This is a genomic window from Pseudomonas proteolytica (genome assembly GCF_007858275.1).
Classification (GTDB): Bacteria; Pseudomonadota; Gammaproteobacteria; order Pseudomonadales; family Pseudomonadaceae; genus Aquipseudomonas; species Aquipseudomonas proteolytica.
Genome location: NZ_VFEV01000052.1, coordinates 20,433 through 36,304 on the forward strand (window position 1 = coordinate 20,433; position 15,872 = coordinate 36,304).

Here is a 15,872-nt window from a genome sequence, read left to right on the forward strand (position 1 = left end):
ATTCCATGCAAGACGTCGTGATTGTTGCTGCCACCCGCACCGCCGTGGGCAGTTTTCAAGGGGCCCTGGCCGCCATCCCGGCACCGGAACTGGGAGCCGCGGTAATCCGCCGCCTGCTGGAGCAGACGGGCCTGGACCCAGCGCTTGTAGACGAAGTGATCCTTGGCCAAGTGCTGACCGCAGGCAGCGGCCAGAACCCGGCGCGCCAGGCATCGATCCTCGCCGGCCTGCCGCACGCGGTGCCGAGCCTGACCTTGAACAAAGTCTGTGGCTCGGGCCTCAAGGCCTTGCACCTGGGCGCACAGGCCATCCGCTGCGGTGACGCCGAAGTGATCATCGCCGGCGGCATGGAAAACATGAGCCTGGCGCCCTATGTGTTGCCCGCCGCCCGCACCGGCCTGCGCATGGGCCATGCGAAGATGGTCGACAGCATGATCAGCGACGGCCTGTGGGACGCGTTCAACGACTACCACATGGGCATCACCGCCGAGAACCTGGTGGACAAGTACGGCATCAGCCGTGAAGCCCAGGACGCCTTTGCCGCCGCTTCCCAGCAGAAAGCGGCTGCCGCCATTGAAGCCGGGCGCTTTGCCGACGAAATCACGCCGATCCTGATCCCCCAGCGCAAAGGCGACCCGATTGCCTTTGCCGTGGACGAGCAACCTCGCGCCGGCACCACCGCCCAATCCCTGGGCAAGCTCAAGCCAGCCTTCAAGAAGGACGGTAGCGTCACCGCCGGCAACGCGTCGAGCCTCAACGACGGTGCCGCTGCGGTGCTGCTGATGAGCGCCGATAAGGCCAAGGAACTGGGCCTGCCAGTGCTGGCACGGATCGCCAGCTACGCCAACGCGGGCGTCGATCCGGCGATCATGGGCATTGGCCCGGTGTCCGCGACCCGGCGCTGCCTGGACAAGGCCGGCTGGCAGTTGGCCGAACTGGACCTGATCGAAGCCAACGAAGCCTTCGCCGCACAGGCGCTGGCAGTGGGCAAGGAACTGGAGTGGGACGCGGCCAAGGTCAACGTCAACGGTGGCGCCATTGCCATCGGCCACCCGATTGGCGCATCAGGCTGCCGCGTACTGGTGACCTTGCTGCATGAAATGATCAAGCGCGATGCCAAAAAAGGCCTGGCCACCTTGTGCATCGGCGGCGGCCAGGGCGTGGCATTGGCCCTTGAGCGCGACTGATTCAACGAGCAACATGGAAAAGGCCCGGCTCCACGAAAAGCCGGGCCTTTTTTTGCCTATCTGATTGGTACTGTCGTGCAGCCACCTGGCCCCCTTGTGGCGAGCGGGCTTGCCACAAGGGGGACGCGCACGACTCGACAATGTACATAAAACAGCGCTGTAACAGCTTTGCGGCTAGCTACGCAGCGGCCTTGGGCACGGCGAATACCGCATTGGCTCGCACTACGACCTTTTCCCCCACCTGCAGGCTGACCGTGGCAAACGCCATCTGCCGTCCGCGTTTGTGATGTTCCAACCGTACTTCGATCCAATCGCCAACCTGCACCGCCCCCAGATAATCGAGGGTCATGCTCGCGGTGATCAGCGGCAACGGCGGATCGCTGGAGAACGCCATGGCATAGCCCATGCCGACATCCGCCAGGGTTGCCAATACGCCACCGTGCACCGTGCCGCGCCCGTTGGCATGGCGGTGGTCGGCACGCAGGCCCAGTTGCAACTGCAGGCCCTCGCCGCGGCAATACACCGGGCCCAGCAAGTCCAGGAGCGGGCTGCTGCGAGATAAGGGGGCAAAACCTTCAGGGGTATCCGTCATGGTGGATCTTCCTTGTGACCAGGCATGAGGTTTAACCCGCGCCGGTCGATGCAGCCAGCATGATCAACCGGGCAAATCTGTGCCGATAAGCCCACGCCCACTTTGCGTTCGCCGGGCAAACCGGCTTTAATCGCCGCGCACTTTATCCCGCACACTGAAGGAGACGTAATGCGCCATCTGGAAGGCAGATCTACTGCGTTGATGTTTTTGGCCGCTTTGCTGCTTGGTGGCTGTTCGCCCAAGGAGTATTCCGAAGCCACACAGATCAATGGCGAACAGGGCCGGGCCGGCGCGCAATTGGCCTATGAACACGAGCTGAGCCTGGCGATGCCGGTTGCCCTGCTGGCACCGCGCATGCAGGCCACGCGCCAAGCCTGTGAGTCGGCGCAGTTCGGCGCCTGCAACATCCTGCGTATCGAAGAAAACAGCGACGGCGGCATGATTGTGTTGCGCATCGCCCCCAGCGGAGTCGAGCCGTTGGTGAGCATGGCGGCCGAGGGCGGGCAGTTGGGCCAGCGCATCACCAGCGCCGAGGACCTGGCCGACGCAGTGGCCGATGTACGCCGCCGCCAGGAGCGTTTGCAGGCCCAGCAGAAACGCCTGGATGAGCTGGCCGCGCGCAAGGACATCACCGTGGGCGACTTGATCACCCTCACCAAGGAACAAGCCGCCATCGAAAACGAGCTGCAGGAACTGGCGCAGATCGCCGCCGGCCAGCAGCGACGCCTGGACACCAACCGCGTGACCCTGAACTTCCGCCCATCCGACGGCGAGCATCAGCAATCACGTTTCGCGCGCATGTTCGGCAACCTGGGCGACAACCTGGTCGACGGCACTGCCGACGCCCTGGAGCGCTCAAGCTACGTGCTGCCGTTCGTGATCCTCGCGTTCCCGGTGTTGTGGCTGTGGGTCTGGCTGTGGCGCAAGCTGGTCAAGCGCCGCCCTTGACCTTAGCGCTTCATGCAGCGTTGGTACCGCTCATCCACGCGCTGGGCGAACCAGGCTGTGGTGAGGTTGCGGGTGATCTTCGGGCTCTTGAGCACAATCCCTGGCAGGATCGCCCGTGGCAAGGGCTTGCCTTCGGCTTTCTCGGCCAGGGCAAAGACCCGCTGGTACAGGGTGGTCTCTTCAAAGTCCAGGCGATCGCCCTGCTCCAACTGGCTGCGGATGCTCGGGTTGCGCATGTCCAGCTTCTTGCCCAATGAGCGCACCGCCAGTTCAGTGGTGCCGGGCATGATCGAACCGTAGCGGATCAAATCGCCATCCAGCGCCAGGCGGGTCCCGGAAGCACGGCTGACAGCGGCCTGGAACGCCGCATTGCGGCTGGCGTACCAACCAGCATTGAAGTCGGCAAAGCGGTACAGCGGCTGCTCGTAGCTCACCGGATAACCGAGCAGATGGGCGATACCGAAGTACATCCCACCACGGCGGGTGAACACTTCCCGACGAATACTTCCATCTACGGTGTAGGGATAACCCCGGGCCTGTTTCTCGGCGAAGGCAATGCTCACCTGCATCGGGCCTGCGGTATGCACCGGGTTGAAACTGCCAAACAAGGTGCGGCCCAACGGCACGGTGCCGATAAAGTCGTCAAAGATCCCACTCAGGTCCTTCTCGGTACGCGCAGCACTCAGCCGGTCGGCGTAGGACTTGCCGGTGGGCGAACGCAGTTGCAGCGCGGTGCGCACCAGCACGGCCGGCACATGCACCTTGGCCGCACGCTTGAGGATTTCATCCTGGGCGATCTTGCCCATGTTCGGCACTGGCGGGTCGACCTGATAGGTGGACTCTTGCTCAGTCACCGCCAGTACCGCACAGATATTCTCGGTGCTGGGGTAGATCTTCTGGCTGTCGAACGTCGTGTAGATATCCTGGGCCCAGCCGGCGCGATCCGCCACCTTGGCCGGCATCAGCCGCACGATCTGCGCCTTGACCTCGGTTTCACTGCGTTCTGGAAGTGGCTGGCTGCGTTGGGTTGAGCAGCCGGCCAGCACCAGCAAGGTGGTCAGGCAGAGAGTCAGCCGGGATGAAAGCATGCGGGGTGTCCTGTGAGTCGGTGGATCTGACCACTATCTCACAACCCCCCACCCCATGTAGGAGCCGGGATCAGATGCCGGCGAGCGCCAGGTCCATCGCAAAGTAGGTGAAGATCAGGTCCGCACCGGCGCGCTTGATCGAACCCAGGGTCTCGCGCACCACACGGGCTTCGTCGATGGCACCGGCTTGGGCGCCGAACTTGATCATCGCGTACTCGCCACTGACCTGGTACGCCGCCACGGGCAAGCGCGAGGCTTCGCGGATGTCGCGGATGATGTCCAGGTACGCACCGGCCGGTTTGACCATCAGCGAGTCGGCACCTTCCTGCTCATCGAGCAGGGATTCGCGCACGGCTTCGCGGCGATTCATCGGGTTCATCTGGTAGCTTTTGCGGTCGCCCTTCAGCGCGCTGCCGCCCGCCTCGCGGAACGGGCCATACAGGGCCGAAGCGAATTTGGTGGAGTACGCCATGATCGGGATATGGGTGAAGCCCGCCGCATCGAGTGCCCGGCGAATGGCCTGGACCTGGCCGTCCATCGCTGCCGAAGGCGCGATCACATCGGCGCCGGCGCGGGCTGCCGCTACGGCTTGCTTGCCCAGGTTGGCGAGGGTGCGGTCGTTGTCCACTTCATTGCCGTGCATCACGCCGCAATGGCCATGGTCGGTGTATTCGCAGAAGCAGGTGTCGGACATCACGATCATCTCCGGCACTGCATCCTTGCAGATCGCCGACATGCGCGAGACCAGACCGCGCTCGTTCCAGGTGTCGCTGCCGCTGGCGTCCAGGTGATGGGACACGCCAAACGTCATCACCGACTTGATCCCGGCGCGGGCGAAGCGCTCGATTTCACTGGCCAGTTTCGATTCGGGGATACGCATCACACCGGGCATGCTGGTAATGGGCACGAAATCGTCGATTTCTTCTTCGACGAAGATCGGCAATACCAGGTCGTTGAGGGTGAATTCGGTTTCCTGGAACAGGCTGCGCAACTCGGGGGAACGGCGCAGGCGGCGGGAGCGGGCTTCGGGGAACTGGCTGGACATGGGTTTTCCTACAATTTCCTACAAAAAGGGCCATGGCACGTGGCAAGGCCGCTAGCTTAAGGGCGAAAGCTTATGCCTGGATTGACCGAGAGCACAAATACCGTGGCCATAACGGTGTTTTGCCATTCCCGTAACAATATGCTTTCGGCTTTGGGATCAAGCTGGCGGCCCATAACCGTTAAAGGCTCAGGCTGCCTTCGATACACACCGAGACGGCGCCGCCAATCCAGATCTCATCCCCTTGTTGCTGCACCCGAATACGCCCGGCGCGGCCCATGGCCGTGCCCTGGCTGACCACGTACTGGCTGGGGGCCAAGCCTTCACCCAACAGCCATTGGGCCACGCCGGCATTCAGGCTGCCGGTGGCCGGGTCCTCAGGCGCCCCGTCGCCGGCAATAAACCCGCGCACTTCAAACTGCGCATCCACATCGTCGCGGCTCGGATCGCACGGGGCAACCACGCCCACTGCCAACCCGAGCAGCTTCGAATAGTCCGGCTGCAGGTCCAGCACCGCCTGCCGGTCCGCCAACATCAGCGCCAACCAGCCGGCACCGTTATCGACCCATTGGCTGCGTACAATCGCCTCGGGTTCAAGGTTGAGGGCCACGCGCACACGCTCCAACAGCTCGGCATCCAGCGACCCTGAGCGCAGCAAGGGTGGTGCGATGAACGCCAGTTCCTGGCCTTGGCGACGGATGCGCACCAGGCCGATCTCGCACTCCTGGATGATCTCGCTGCCCCGGGGCACGCCACCGGCTTGCAGCCACGCATGGCAACTGCCCAGGGTCGGATGGCCGGCGAAGGGCAATTCCTGCGTGGTCGTAAAAATACGCACCCGGTAGTCAGCGCGTGGGTCGCGCGGTTGCAGCAGGAACGTGGTCTCGCTGAGGTTGGTCCACTGGGCGAAGTCCGCCATCTGCTGGTCGCTCAGGCAATCGGCGCCCAGCACCACGGCCAGTGGGTTGCCCTTGAGGGCCACGCTGCTGAATACATCAAGTTGCTTGAAATCGAAGGTCGGCATGGGTCAGCTCGGAATATTCAGGCCACGAATCACCGCCGGTCGGGCAACAAAGCCGTCCAGCGCGCGCAGTACATTGGGGAAATCGCTGATGCCCACCAGATCGCCTGACTCATAAAAACCGATCAGGTTGCGGATCCAGGGGAAGGTCGCGATATCGGCGATGGTGTACTCATCGCCCATGATCCAACTACGGCCCAGCAGGCGTTTTTCCAAAACCTCCAACAGGCGCCGGGCTTCAGCCGCATAGCGGTCGCGGGGGCGCTTGTCTTCGTAGGCCTTGCCGGCAAATTTATTAAAGAACCCCACCTGGCCGAACATCGGCCCGATCCCGGCCATCTGGAACATCAGCCATTGCAGGGTTTCGTAGCGCGCGGCGGGCGCCTGGGGCAGCAGTTGCGCGGTTTTCTCCGCCAGGTAGATCAGGATCGCCCCCGACTCGAACAACGCCAGCGGTTCACCGCCCGGGCCGTTCGGGTCGATGATCGCCGGGATTTTGTTGTTGGGGTTTAACGACAGGAACTCGGGCGAGAACTGGTCCTGGGTGTCGAAGCTGACTTTATGCGCCTCATACGCCAGGCCCAGCTCTTCGAGCATGATCGAAACCTTGACGCCATTGGGGGTGGGCAGCGAGTACAACTGCAGGCGCTCGGGATGCTGGGCTGGCCATTTGGTAATAATCGGAAACGCAGCGAGTGAAATCATCGATATACCCCAAGCTGAGAAAAACCCATGATAGCGATCTAGCGGCCAGGCTGCATTGGTCTTCAATCCGCAACATCGGCTCGCTAATCTCAGGTCCCAGCGAACCAAAACGCTATGGCGCACTCTTAAAAGCGCTTGAACGGTTGAATGGAGGCATACCGCCACACTCATGAAAACCGCACGATGCTTGGAGCGTCGCTGTGGCTGGGCCTTGCGGTCTTGATCCGAAGCACTGAAGACTCGAAAACTAATGAAAATCAAGCCTTTGTGCCTTGGCAAACGTTTTAAACAATATGCTTATTACGTGTTACCGATGTTCTTCGTAGGCGGCGCCTTGATGCTGGCCTTCGAAGCCCGCGAGAGCAGTGCCGAGCCGAAGAACGGCGTACAGACCCTGGTGTTCCTGCGCCATGGCGAAAAACCCGCTGGCGGCCTGGGCCAACTCAATTGCCAGGGCCTCAACCGCGCGATGAACCTGGCCACCGTCCTGCCGGAAAAATTCGGCGCCGCCGATTTCGTATTCGCGGCCAACCCGACGCGCAATGTCGAGGAAGGCGAATTCGATAATTCCTACAGCTACATCCGACCATTGATGACCATCAGCCCCAGCGCGATCAAACTTGGGTTGCCGGTGAACATCGAGTTTTCGGCCAACGATACCAGCGACCTGGCGGACGAGCTGATGGAGGACAAGTACCACAACTCCACCATCTACACCGCCTGGTCCCACGGTTACCTGCCGGAGCTGATCAACAAGGTGGCGAGCGAAGCGGTCGGCGAGAAGTACACCATCACCGAAGACTGGTCCGGCGGCGACTTCGACACCCTGTACGTGTTGACCCTGACCTGGCAGAACGGCAAGGCCAGCCTGCTCAGCCGTAACTACAAGCAAGGGCTGGATAACGGCTTGCAGACCTGCCCGGATGCGACGCACGTAAACGCTGACAGCTGACCTTACCGGCGACTGCGTCCCGCGTGACACACCGCTATCGCCGGCAAGCCGGCTCCTACTGGGGGCGGGACCGCGTATGATGCGTCGCTATCGACTTATCTGCGGATCCTGACCATGTCTAACCTCACCTCTGCCAGCCCTATACGCGGCTGGTCCTTCTGGTGGAAGCCGGCGCTGTTCCTGTTGGTCGCCTGCGTCGGCCTGTATTACGTGAAGTGGTCGCCCTACTACTTCAAGGCGTTCGTTGCGGCAGACAGCCACAGCATCGGCAACTCGATCCTCAACGATCAGCAAGGCTCGCCATTGGCGGCGGCCCTGGCCTATGCCCAGGTGTATTTCCTGGCAATCTGGAAAGCCGCCGTGCTGGCGGTGATTCTCGGATCGTTGCTGCAAGTGTTGATTCCACGGGACTGGCTGTTACGCCTGTTCGGGCGCGCCGGGCTTGGTTCCACGGTACGCGGAGGGTTGTTCGCCCTCCCGGGCATGATGTGCAGTTGCTGCGCCGCCCCCGTGGCGGCGGGGATGCGTCGTCAGCAAGTGTCGGTGGGCGCCGCCCTGGCGTTCTGGATGGGCAACCCGGTACTCAACCCGGCGACCCTGGTGTTCATGGGCTTTGTCCTGGGCTGGGACTTTGCCGCACTGCGGCTGGTGGCCGGGATCGTGTTGGTGATCGGTGTGGCGCTGATCGCCCAACGCATCGCACGCCCGGAGCAGGTGCCGGAAGTGGCGCTGGAGGCCGTGGCCAACGTCAGCGGCGCCGACAGCCAGCCCTTCCTCACGCGCTGGCTGCGCACCTTGTGGCAGTTGTTCTGGAGCACCATCCCGGTGTACATCCTGGCGGTGTTGCTGCTGGGCGCGGCACGGGTATGGCTGTTCCCCCATGTGGACGGGGCGATGGCCGACAGCCTGGTTTGGCTGGTGCCCCTGGCGATTGTCGGCACCCTGTTTGTGATTCCCACCGCGGCGGAAATCCCGATTGTGCAGACCATGATGGCCTTGGGCCTGGGGACCGGGCCAGCGGTGGCCCTGTTGATGACCCTGCCGAGCGTGAGCCTGCCGTCGCTGTTGATGCTGCGCAAGGATTTCGATACACGGGTGCTGGTGACAGTGGCCGGGCTGACCATGTTGATGGGTGTGGTGTGTGGGTTGGTGGCGGTGGTCGTGCTGTAGGGTTGGGCATCGCCGCATAGGTATGCTGCTGAAAGGGCTACTGTGGCGAGCGGGCTCGCCACGGGGACAGTCGTCAGCACCCGCGCCGGGCACCGCGCTCGCGCAAATACTCCAGCACTGCCCCCTGCTCCCCGGCGAATTCGATGCGGGCGCCCTTCTTCTCACGCTGGAAGGCATACATCGGGTCGTAATATTCGCGCAGCAACCCTTCGATCCACTCACGATGCAGATCCACCGAGCCGCTGCGGGCCTGTTCTTCCAGGGCCTGCTGCAGGATGCCCTGCAACCGCTGGAACCGTTCGCCCCCCAGGCGCTTGTGGATATTGCCCAGGCTCTCGGTCAGGCGCTGCGCAAACACCTGCTGGCCCGACTCACCAAACACGCTGACAAACTCGGCGCACAGGTCCACCACATAATCGCCCAGGATTCGCTCGACCCGCCCCGCCAGGCTATCTTCCAACCACACCATCGGGAATGCCTGCATGCCTTTGTGCAAGGCCAGGGGCAGCGCACAACTGCCAATCATGCGGCTTTCATCCTCGACCACGAATTGCTCGATACCCTGGTCGCGTTTTTTCAGCAGATCAACCCCCAGGCGGTTCTCGAAATCGATGTTGGAGGGCTGTGCGGTAGCGCGCTTGCCGAAGCTGGAACCCCGGTGATTGGCGTGCCCTTCCAGATCCAGCGCATTGCGCAACTGGCCGAGGACTTCGGTTTTCCCAGTGCCGGTCATGCCGCCCAGCAGGACGAAGTCGCACTCGCGGGTAGCGCGCTCGACCGTATCGAGCAAAAAGCTGCGCATAGCCTTGTAGCCACCACCGACCCGCGGATAGTCGATACCCGCCTCGCGTAGCCATTGCTGGACAATCTGCGAGCGCAAGCCGCCGCGAAAGCAATACAGGTAGCCCTCAGGATGGGCACGCGCGAACTGTGCCCACTGCTCGACACGTTCAGCCTTTGTCGCCCCGGACACCAACTGATGGCCCAGTACAATCGCCGCCTGTTGCCCCTGCTGCTTATAGCAAGTGCCCACCCGCTGGCGTTCGTCATCGTTCATCAACGGTAGATTGACCACCCCGGGGAACGCACCCTTGACGAATTCGACCGGCGCGCGGGTATCCATCATCGGACGGTCGTTGAGAAAGATCTCGCGGTAATCGGTGATGTCGCTGGGCATCAAGACACCTCTACCGCGTTGCTCTGTCGCTCGACCAACTGGCCAATGGGCGCCAGGTTCAAGCCCAGTTCGACCGCTGCCGCAAGAAACTCGGCTTCGCCCTCTGGCGTGACAGCCACCAGCAGCCCGCCACTGGTCTGCGGGTCGCACAACACACGCTTGTGCAACTCATTGATACGGCCCAACTGGCCCGAATAGCTGTCGAAGTTGCGCAACGTACCGCCCGGCACGCAGCCCTGGTCTAGGTAGTACTCGACCCCCGGCAGGCGTGGGACTTTTTCGTAGTCGATCAGGGCAGTCAAACCGCTGCCGTCGGCCATTTCCACCAGGTGCCCGAGCAGGCCGAAACCGGTCACGTCAGTCATGGCGCTGACCCCGGCCAGTTTGCCAAAGCGACTGCCGGGTTTGTTGAGGGTGCACATCCAGTCCCGCGCCAGCCCGATATCGGCTTCGCGCAATTTGCCCTTCTTCTCGGCGGTGGTGAGGATGCCGATACCCAGGGGTTTGGTCAGGTACAAGCGGCAGCCAGCGGTGGCGGTGTCGTTGCGCTTCATATGGCGCTTGTGCACCAGACCGGTGACGGCCAGGCCGAAGATCGGCTCCGGGGCGTCGATGGAATGGCCACCGGCCAGGGGAATGCCGGCCGCGTCGCACACCGAGCGGCCACCGCGGATCACTTCCCGGGCGATTTCCGGGGCCAGTACATTGACCGGCCAACCAAGAATGGCAATGGCCATCAACGGGTCGCCACCCATGGCGTAGATATCGCTGATGGCGTTGGTGGCAGCAATGCGCCCGAAATCGAAGGGATCGTCGACGATAGGCATGAAAAAGTCAGTGGTGGAAACCACGCCGCGCTCGTCGTCGATCGCGTACACCGCGGCGTCGTCACGCGAGGCATTGCCCACCCAAAGGTTGGGGTCGAGGTTCTGCGCGCCGCTGCCGGCGAGGATCACTTCCAGCACCTGCGGCGAAATCTTGCAGCCGCAACCGGCACCGTGGCTGTACTGGGTCAGGCGAATCGGCTCGTTCATGGTGGACCTCAAACTATCAAGTGCGCGAAGTCTAACAGACAGCAAAAAGCCGGCTGGGCTCTTGGGAGCACAGCCGGCTTCTGGGTTTGAGCGGTTACTGGCGGGCAGCGAGCAAACGCTTGTGGCGATTGCGCCGCGCGATGTTCAAGCACTCGATGGCAGCCGAGAACGCCATGGCCGCGTACACGTAGCCTTTAGGCACATGGGCACCGAAACCTTCGGCGATCAAGGTCATACCGATCATGATCAAGAAGCCCAGGGCCAGCATCACCACGGTCGGGTTGTCGTTGATGAACTTGGCCAGGGGTTCAGCCGCAACCAGCATCACGATCACCGAGGTCACCACGGCAATGATCATGATCGGCAAATGCTCGGTCATGCCGACGGCGGTGATGATGCTGTCGATGGAGAACACCAGGTCGAGCAGCAGGATCTGCCCGATGGCCGCAGCAAAGCCGATAGCCACAGTATTGCCCACGCTTGCCTTCTCTTCGGGCTCCGGGTCCATGCTGTGGTGGATCTCGGTCGTCGCCTTCCACACCAGGAACAGGCCACCGGCGATCAGGATCATGTCCTTCCACGAAAACGCCTGGCCGAACACTTCAAACACCGGCGCCGTCAGTTGCACGATAAACGCGATGGTGCTCAACAGGCCCAGGCGCAGGATCAGCGCCATGCTGATGCCGATGCGTCGTGCCTTGGCCCGGTGTTGTTCCGGCAGTTTGTTGGTGAGGATCGAGATGAAGATCAGGTTGTCGATGCCCAGCACGATTTCCATGACGATCAGGGTCGCCAGGGCTACCCAGGCGGTGGGGCTGGCGGCCAGTTGTAAAAGGTATTCCATAGGTCAGTCCTGACGTTGTGCTGGGAAATTAGGTTTCTTTGGTGTTCGATTCAGACTCTTGCTCGGGCTGATCGTCCTTTTTTTCTGGACTGATCAGGCCTTGCGTCGCTTCACTCAATGCCTGCTCGGCGGCCTTGTGGGTGTCATCGATCGCTTGCTTGGCCGATTCGGTGGCTTTGCCCAGGACCTGCTGCGCACTTTTCTCGACCTGATCGCAGCCGCTGATCATCACCAATGAAAGCGCAAGCAACGAAGCTGCGCCGAGAGAATTGAGTTTCATGATGTATTCCTCGTTAGAACCATTGGGTCCAAGTAGTGGCCCCGCGATAGCGACGCATTCTATGCAGGTGAACACTTCAGTAAAATTCGTATTTTTCTCGCGTATACTTCGGTTTTTACGAACTGACGGCCGCCATGCTCAATTACCGACAACTGCATTACTTCTGGGTGGTGGCCAAGACAGGCAGCATCGTGCGCGCCTGTGAGCAACTGAACCTCACCCCGCAAACCATCAGTGGGCAAATCAGCCTGCTCGAACAGACATTCGGCATTGCCCTGTTTCAACGGGTGGGGCGCCAGTTGGAACTGACCGAGGCCGGGCGCCAGGCCCTGCCCTATGCCGAGCAGATGTTCCAGACCGGCAATGAACTGGAAGCGATGTTGCGCGCCCAGCCCAATGAACAGCAGATCGTGTTTCGCGTCGGCGTGGCGGATGTGGTGCCCAAGTCCATTGTCTATCGGCTGATCGCGCCGACCATGGAGCTGAACGAGCCGCTGCGTATTACCTGCCGTGAAGACAAACTGGAGCGGCTGTTGGCCGACCTGGCGATCCAGCGCCTGGACCTGGTGATTTCCGACAGCCCCATGCCCAGCCACCTCGACATCAAGGGCTACAGCCAGAAACTGGGGGAATGCGGCATCAGTTTTTTCGCCACCCAGGCATTGGCTGACCAGCACCCCGGTGATTTCCCACAGTGCCTGCACGGCGCGCCGCTGTTGATTCCCGGCGCGGAAACCGTCGTGCGCAGCCGTTTGCAGCGCTGGTTTGCCGAGCAAAAGATCCAGCCGAAGATCATCGGCGAGTTCGACGACAGTGCCTTGATGCAGGCGTTTGGCCAATCTGGCAGCGGGATTTTCATCGCCCCCAGCGTGATTGCCGAGGAAGTGCTACGCCAGTACGGCGTGGCACTGGTGGGCCAGACAGATGCAGTCACCGAGTCGTTCTATGTGATTTCGGTGGAGCGCAAGGTCAAGCACCCCGGTATCGTTGCGATTACCGAAGGCGCCCGCCGCGAACTGTTTACCGCGTTGCCGACCTAGGCGCAGGCGACCCGGGTCTTGGCGGTCATCAGCCACAGGGCCAGGAGAATCGACAGCAGGATAAAGCCCGACGCCGCGAACCCCAGGCTGCCCAGGCCGAGGGTGTCGATCACATGCCCGCCGACCATCGCCCCCAGGCCAATGCCCAGGTTAGCCCCGGCAATGTTCAGCGACGCGGCGAATGCCGGCGCATGGGGCGCGGCCTTCATCAGCCGCACATGGCTGACCAAAAACAGCGCCGCCTGGGTCACGCCCCAGATGCCCATGGCCGCGGCCAGGCCGAGGGTGGAGTGGATCGCCGGCACCAGCGCCACCATGCCCGCGATCATAAAGCCACAGAACACCATCGAGGCGATCAGCGGGTGCTTGTCGACCATGCGCCCGCCCAACGAATTGCCGATCAGGCCCACGGCACCAAAGCCCATCAGGCACCAGCCCACCAGCGTGCCATCGAAGCCGGCCAGACGCTCAAGAATGTCTGCCAGGTAGGTATAGGCGGTGAACATGCCGCTAAATACCAGGATCGACAGCAACACGTGACCCTGCATCAAGGGGTTGCGCAGGATCTTGAACTGCGAGCGCAACGTCACGGTTTCCTTTTTCACCGTGGTCGCCGGCAGGTAAATCAACAGCAGCAGTGCCTTGAGTAGCGCCACCCCGGCCAGGATGCCAAAGGCGGTGCGCCAGCCGAACATGTCAGAGATCAAGGTGCCCACCGGAATCCCGAAGACCGTCGCGCAGACGATGCCAAAGCCGATCTTGGCAATCGCCCGGCCGGCGTAGTCCGGCCCGACAATATCCACGGCGGTTTCACTGGCCAGGGCCCAGAACACCGGCAGCCCCAGCGCCGGAATCAGCCTTGCCACGGCCATCACCCAGATATTCGGCGCCAGGGCCGCCAGGGTATTGGCCGCGCCGAACATCAACAGGATGCTGATAAACAGGCGCTTGCGCTCGAAGCGTGCGAAATACGCGGTAAGAAACGGCCCGAACGCCGCCACGGTGAAGGCAAACAGCGTCACCAGCAAGCCAGCCTGGGACACGCTCACATCCAGGTCACGGGCGATGGAGGGCAACAGGCCCACGATGACAAATTCGGTGGTCAACACCGTAAAACCGGCTGCGGACAGCAGCAGGATGGGCAACAACATGCACAACTCCAGAAACGGCGACGCCAGCGTCGGCCCAAGGGCCCGCTGACAGAGAGGTAAGAAGAGGATGGCCAAGGTTAACAGAATGTAACCGGACCACGCACGGCTTTGGCGACTGAATGCCGCAGCAAATGGGATGTGTCCTACGGCATGTTAGACTTCGCGCCTTGCACAGTGCTGCACACATTAAAAAAACTAGAGACAACTCTTTATGACTGCTGCCCCTTCGCTGTTTCAACGCCTGCTGCGCGTCAGCCTGGTGACCCAAATTGTCATTGGCCTGGTCGCAGGCATCCTGCTGGCCCTGCTGTCGCCCAGTGCAGCCCTGTCCACCGCGTTTATCGGCAAGGTATTTGTCTCGGCGCTCAAGGCCGTCGCGCCGATCCTGGTGTTTGTGCTGGTGATGGCCTCGATCGCCAACCACAAGCATGGCCAGGAAACCCATATCCGGCCGATCCTGTTTCTGTATCTGCTGGGCACCTTTTCTGCGGCGGTTGTGGCAGTGATTGCTAGCACCCTGTTCCCCTCAAGCCTGGTGCTTTCCACCCATGATGTCGCCATCAGCGCCCCGGGCGGGATCGGCGAAGTGATGCAGAGCCTGCTGCTCAGTGTGGTGGACAACCCCGTCAGCGCCCTGATGAATGCGAACTTCATCGGCATCCTGGCCTGGGCCATCGGTATGGGCATCGCAATCCGCCATGCCGGTGAAACCACGCGCACCGTCCTGGACGACCTGTCCAACGGCGTCACGCTGATCGTGCGCGTGGTGATTCGTTTCGCGCCGCTGGGTATCTTCGGTCTCGTGGCCTCGACCCTGGCGGCCTCTGGTTTCGATGCGCTGTTGGGCTATGCGCACCTGTTGCTGGTGCTGATCGGCTGCATGTTGTTCGTGGCACTGGTGATCAACCCGGCGATCGTGTTCTGGAAACTGCGCCGTAACCCCTACCCGCTGGTGCTGCTGTGCCTGCGTGAGAGCGGGATCACCGCCTTTTTTACCCGCAGTTCGGCGGCCAACATCCCGGTCAACCTGGCATTGAGCGAGCGTCTGGGCCTGCACGAAGACACCTATTCGGTTTCGATCCCACTGGGGGCGACCATCAACATGGCCGGCGCCGCCATCACCATCACCGTGCTGACCCTGGCTGCCGTGCATACCCTGGGCATCGCCGTCGACCTGCCGACCGCGGTGTTGTTGAGTGTGGTTGCCGCGATCTGCGCTTGTGGCGCGTCGGGTGTGGCTGGGGGGTCGTTGTTGCTGATTCCGCTGGCGTGCAGCCTGTTCGGGATTCCGAGTGAAATCGCCATGCAAGTGGTGGCCGTGGGCTTCATTATCGGGGTGCTGCAGGATTCGGCGGAAACAGCGCTCAACTCGTCTACCGACGTGTTGTTCACTGCCGCGGCGTGCCTGGGCCAAGAAGACAAGAACCCGGCCTGATACAACAGGGGGAGCTGGCTTGTGTGGGAGCTGGCTTGCCTGCGATAGCCATGAGTATCTACACAACTCGCTCTTCTGAGTATGTGTACATATCCGTTGCCGCGGTCGCGGCGGGTATGGGTTCCGCCCTTACGGCGGCTCACTTTTGAACAGCGCAAAAGTAAGCAAAACGCTCTTGCCCCACCACTCGGCACCTCGCCTAGGCT

16 protein-coding genes are annotated in these 15,872 nt (G+C 62.0%); 6 read left to right on the forward strand and 10 right to left on the reverse strand.

The genetic code is table 11. The annotated features are described in order from the left end of the window. Window positions 1–5 precede the first annotated feature (5 nt). Window positions 6–1,187, forward strand: coding sequence for an acetyl-CoA C-acetyltransferase (locus FIV38_RS27045; protein WP_092238938.1), 1,182 nt, complete (start codon window positions 6–8; stop codon window positions 1,185–1,187). Between the two features lie 178 nt (window positions 1,188–1,365). Here FIV38_RS27045 and FIV38_RS27050 read toward each other — a convergent pair whose 3' ends face one another. Next, complete coding sequence (locus FIV38_RS27050) at window positions 1,366–1,779, reverse strand: PaaI family thioesterase (RefSeq protein WP_092238936.1); 414 nt, start codon at window positions 1,777–1,779, stop codon at window positions 1,366–1,368. 168 nt (window positions 1,780–1,947) lie between these two features. On the opposite strand from FIV38_RS27050, the gene FIV38_RS27055 reads away from it, so the two are divergent. Next, window positions 1,948–2,727, forward strand: a complete 780-nt coding sequence (locus FIV38_RS27055; protein ID WP_029296591.1) for a DUF4349 domain-containing protein — start codon at window positions 1,948–1,950, stop codon at window positions 2,725–2,727. Between the two features lie 2 nt (window positions 2,728–2,729). Here the strand turns inward: FIV38_RS27055 and FIV38_RS27060 are convergent, their stop codons facing one another. The 4 genes from FIV38_RS27060 to FIV38_RS27075 all read right to left on the reverse strand — a co-directional run bounded on the left by FIV38_RS27060 (window position 2,730) and on the right by FIV38_RS27075 (window position 6,583). Further along, a complete protein-coding gene (locus FIV38_RS27060) occupies window positions 2,730–3,815 on the reverse strand; it encodes a DUF1615 domain-containing protein (RefSeq protein WP_092238934.1) in 1,086 nt (361 codons plus the stop codon). Between the two features lie 70 nt (window positions 3,816–3,885). Then, window positions 3,886–4,860, reverse strand: coding sequence for a porphobilinogen synthase (gene hemB / locus FIV38_RS27065; RefSeq protein ID WP_029296595.1), 975 nt, complete (start codon window positions 4,858–4,860; stop codon window positions 3,886–3,888). 178 nt (window positions 4,861–5,038) lie between these two features. Then, window positions 5,039–5,881 (reverse strand): PhzF family phenazine biosynthesis protein, encoded by an 843-nt coding sequence (locus FIV38_RS27070; protein ID WP_092238932.1) that lies wholly within the window; start codon window positions 5,879–5,881, stop codon window positions 5,039–5,041. A gap of 3 nt (window positions 5,882–5,884) precedes the next feature. Then, the gene (locus FIV38_RS27075) at window positions 5,885–6,583 is read right to left on the reverse strand and encodes a glutathione S-transferase N-terminal domain-containing protein (RefSeq protein ID WP_029296598.1); all 699 of its coding nucleotides are present in this window, start codon (window positions 6,581–6,583) and stop codon (window positions 5,885–5,887) included. Window positions 6,584–6,833: 250 nt separating this feature from the next. Here FIV38_RS27075 and FIV38_RS27080 point away from each other — a divergent pair, with 250 nt between their 5' ends. Then, window positions 6,834–7,535 carry a hypothetical protein gene (locus FIV38_RS27080; RefSeq protein ID WP_029296600.1) on the forward strand — a complete coding sequence of 234 codons (702 nt, stop codon included), beginning with the start codon at window positions 6,834–6,836 and terminating at the stop codon, window positions 7,533–7,535. Window positions 7,536–7,649: 114 nt separating this feature from the next. After that, window positions 7,650–8,705, forward strand: coding sequence for a permease (locus FIV38_RS27085; RefSeq protein WP_092238928.1), 1,056 nt, complete (start codon window positions 7,650–7,652; stop codon window positions 8,703–8,705). Between the two features lie 73 nt (window positions 8,706–8,778). Here the strand turns inward: FIV38_RS27085 and mnmH are convergent, their stop codons facing one another. From mnmH to FIV38_RS27105, 4 genes are all read right to left on the reverse strand, one after another. Continuing rightward, window positions 8,779–9,882, reverse strand: a complete 1,104-nt coding sequence (gene mnmH / locus FIV38_RS27090) for a tRNA 2-selenouridine(34) synthase MnmH (RefSeq protein WP_092238926.1) — start codon at window positions 9,880–9,882, stop codon at window positions 8,779–8,781. Further along, complete coding sequence (gene selD / locus FIV38_RS27095; RefSeq protein ID WP_092238924.1) at window positions 9,882–10,916, reverse strand: selenide, water dikinase SelD; 1,035 nt, start codon at window positions 10,914–10,916, stop codon at window positions 9,882–9,884. Before selD ends, mnmH begins: the two co-directional genes overlap by 1 nt. 94 nt (window positions 10,917–11,010) lie before the next feature. Next, window positions 11,011–11,760: a TerC family protein gene (locus tag FIV38_RS27100; protein ID WP_029296609.1), complete on the reverse strand. Its 750-nt coding sequence runs from the start codon at window positions 11,758–11,760 to the stop codon at window positions 11,011–11,013. A 28-nt stretch (window positions 11,761–11,788) separates the two neighbouring features. Beyond that, the gene (locus tag FIV38_RS27105) at window positions 11,789–12,040 is read right to left on the reverse strand and encodes a hypothetical protein (RefSeq protein WP_029296611.1); all 252 of its coding nucleotides are present in this window, start codon (window positions 12,038–12,040) and stop codon (window positions 11,789–11,791) included. 134 nt (window positions 12,041–12,174) lie between these two features. Between FIV38_RS27105 and nhaR the strand changes: the two genes are divergently transcribed. Then, on the forward strand, window positions 12,175–13,080 hold the full coding sequence (nhaR, locus tag FIV38_RS27110; protein ID WP_092238922.1) for a transcriptional activator NhaR: 906 nt from the start codon (window positions 12,175–12,177) through the stop codon (window positions 13,078–13,080). Here nhaR and FIV38_RS27115 read toward each other — a convergent pair. Then, window positions 13,077–14,231 carry an MFS transporter gene (locus FIV38_RS27115; protein WP_029296615.1) on the reverse strand — a complete coding sequence of 385 codons (1,155 nt, stop codon included), beginning with the start codon at window positions 14,229–14,231 and terminating at the stop codon, window positions 13,077–13,079. The genes nhaR and FIV38_RS27115 overlap by 4 nt on opposite strands. Window positions 14,232–14,442: 211 nt before the next feature. Between FIV38_RS27115 and sstT the strand changes: the two genes are divergently transcribed. Then, a complete protein-coding gene (gene sstT / locus FIV38_RS27120) occupies window positions 14,443–15,666 on the forward strand; it encodes a serine/threonine transporter SstT (protein WP_029296617.1) in 1,224 nt (407 codons plus the stop codon). Window positions 15,667–15,872: the final 206 nt, after the last annotated feature.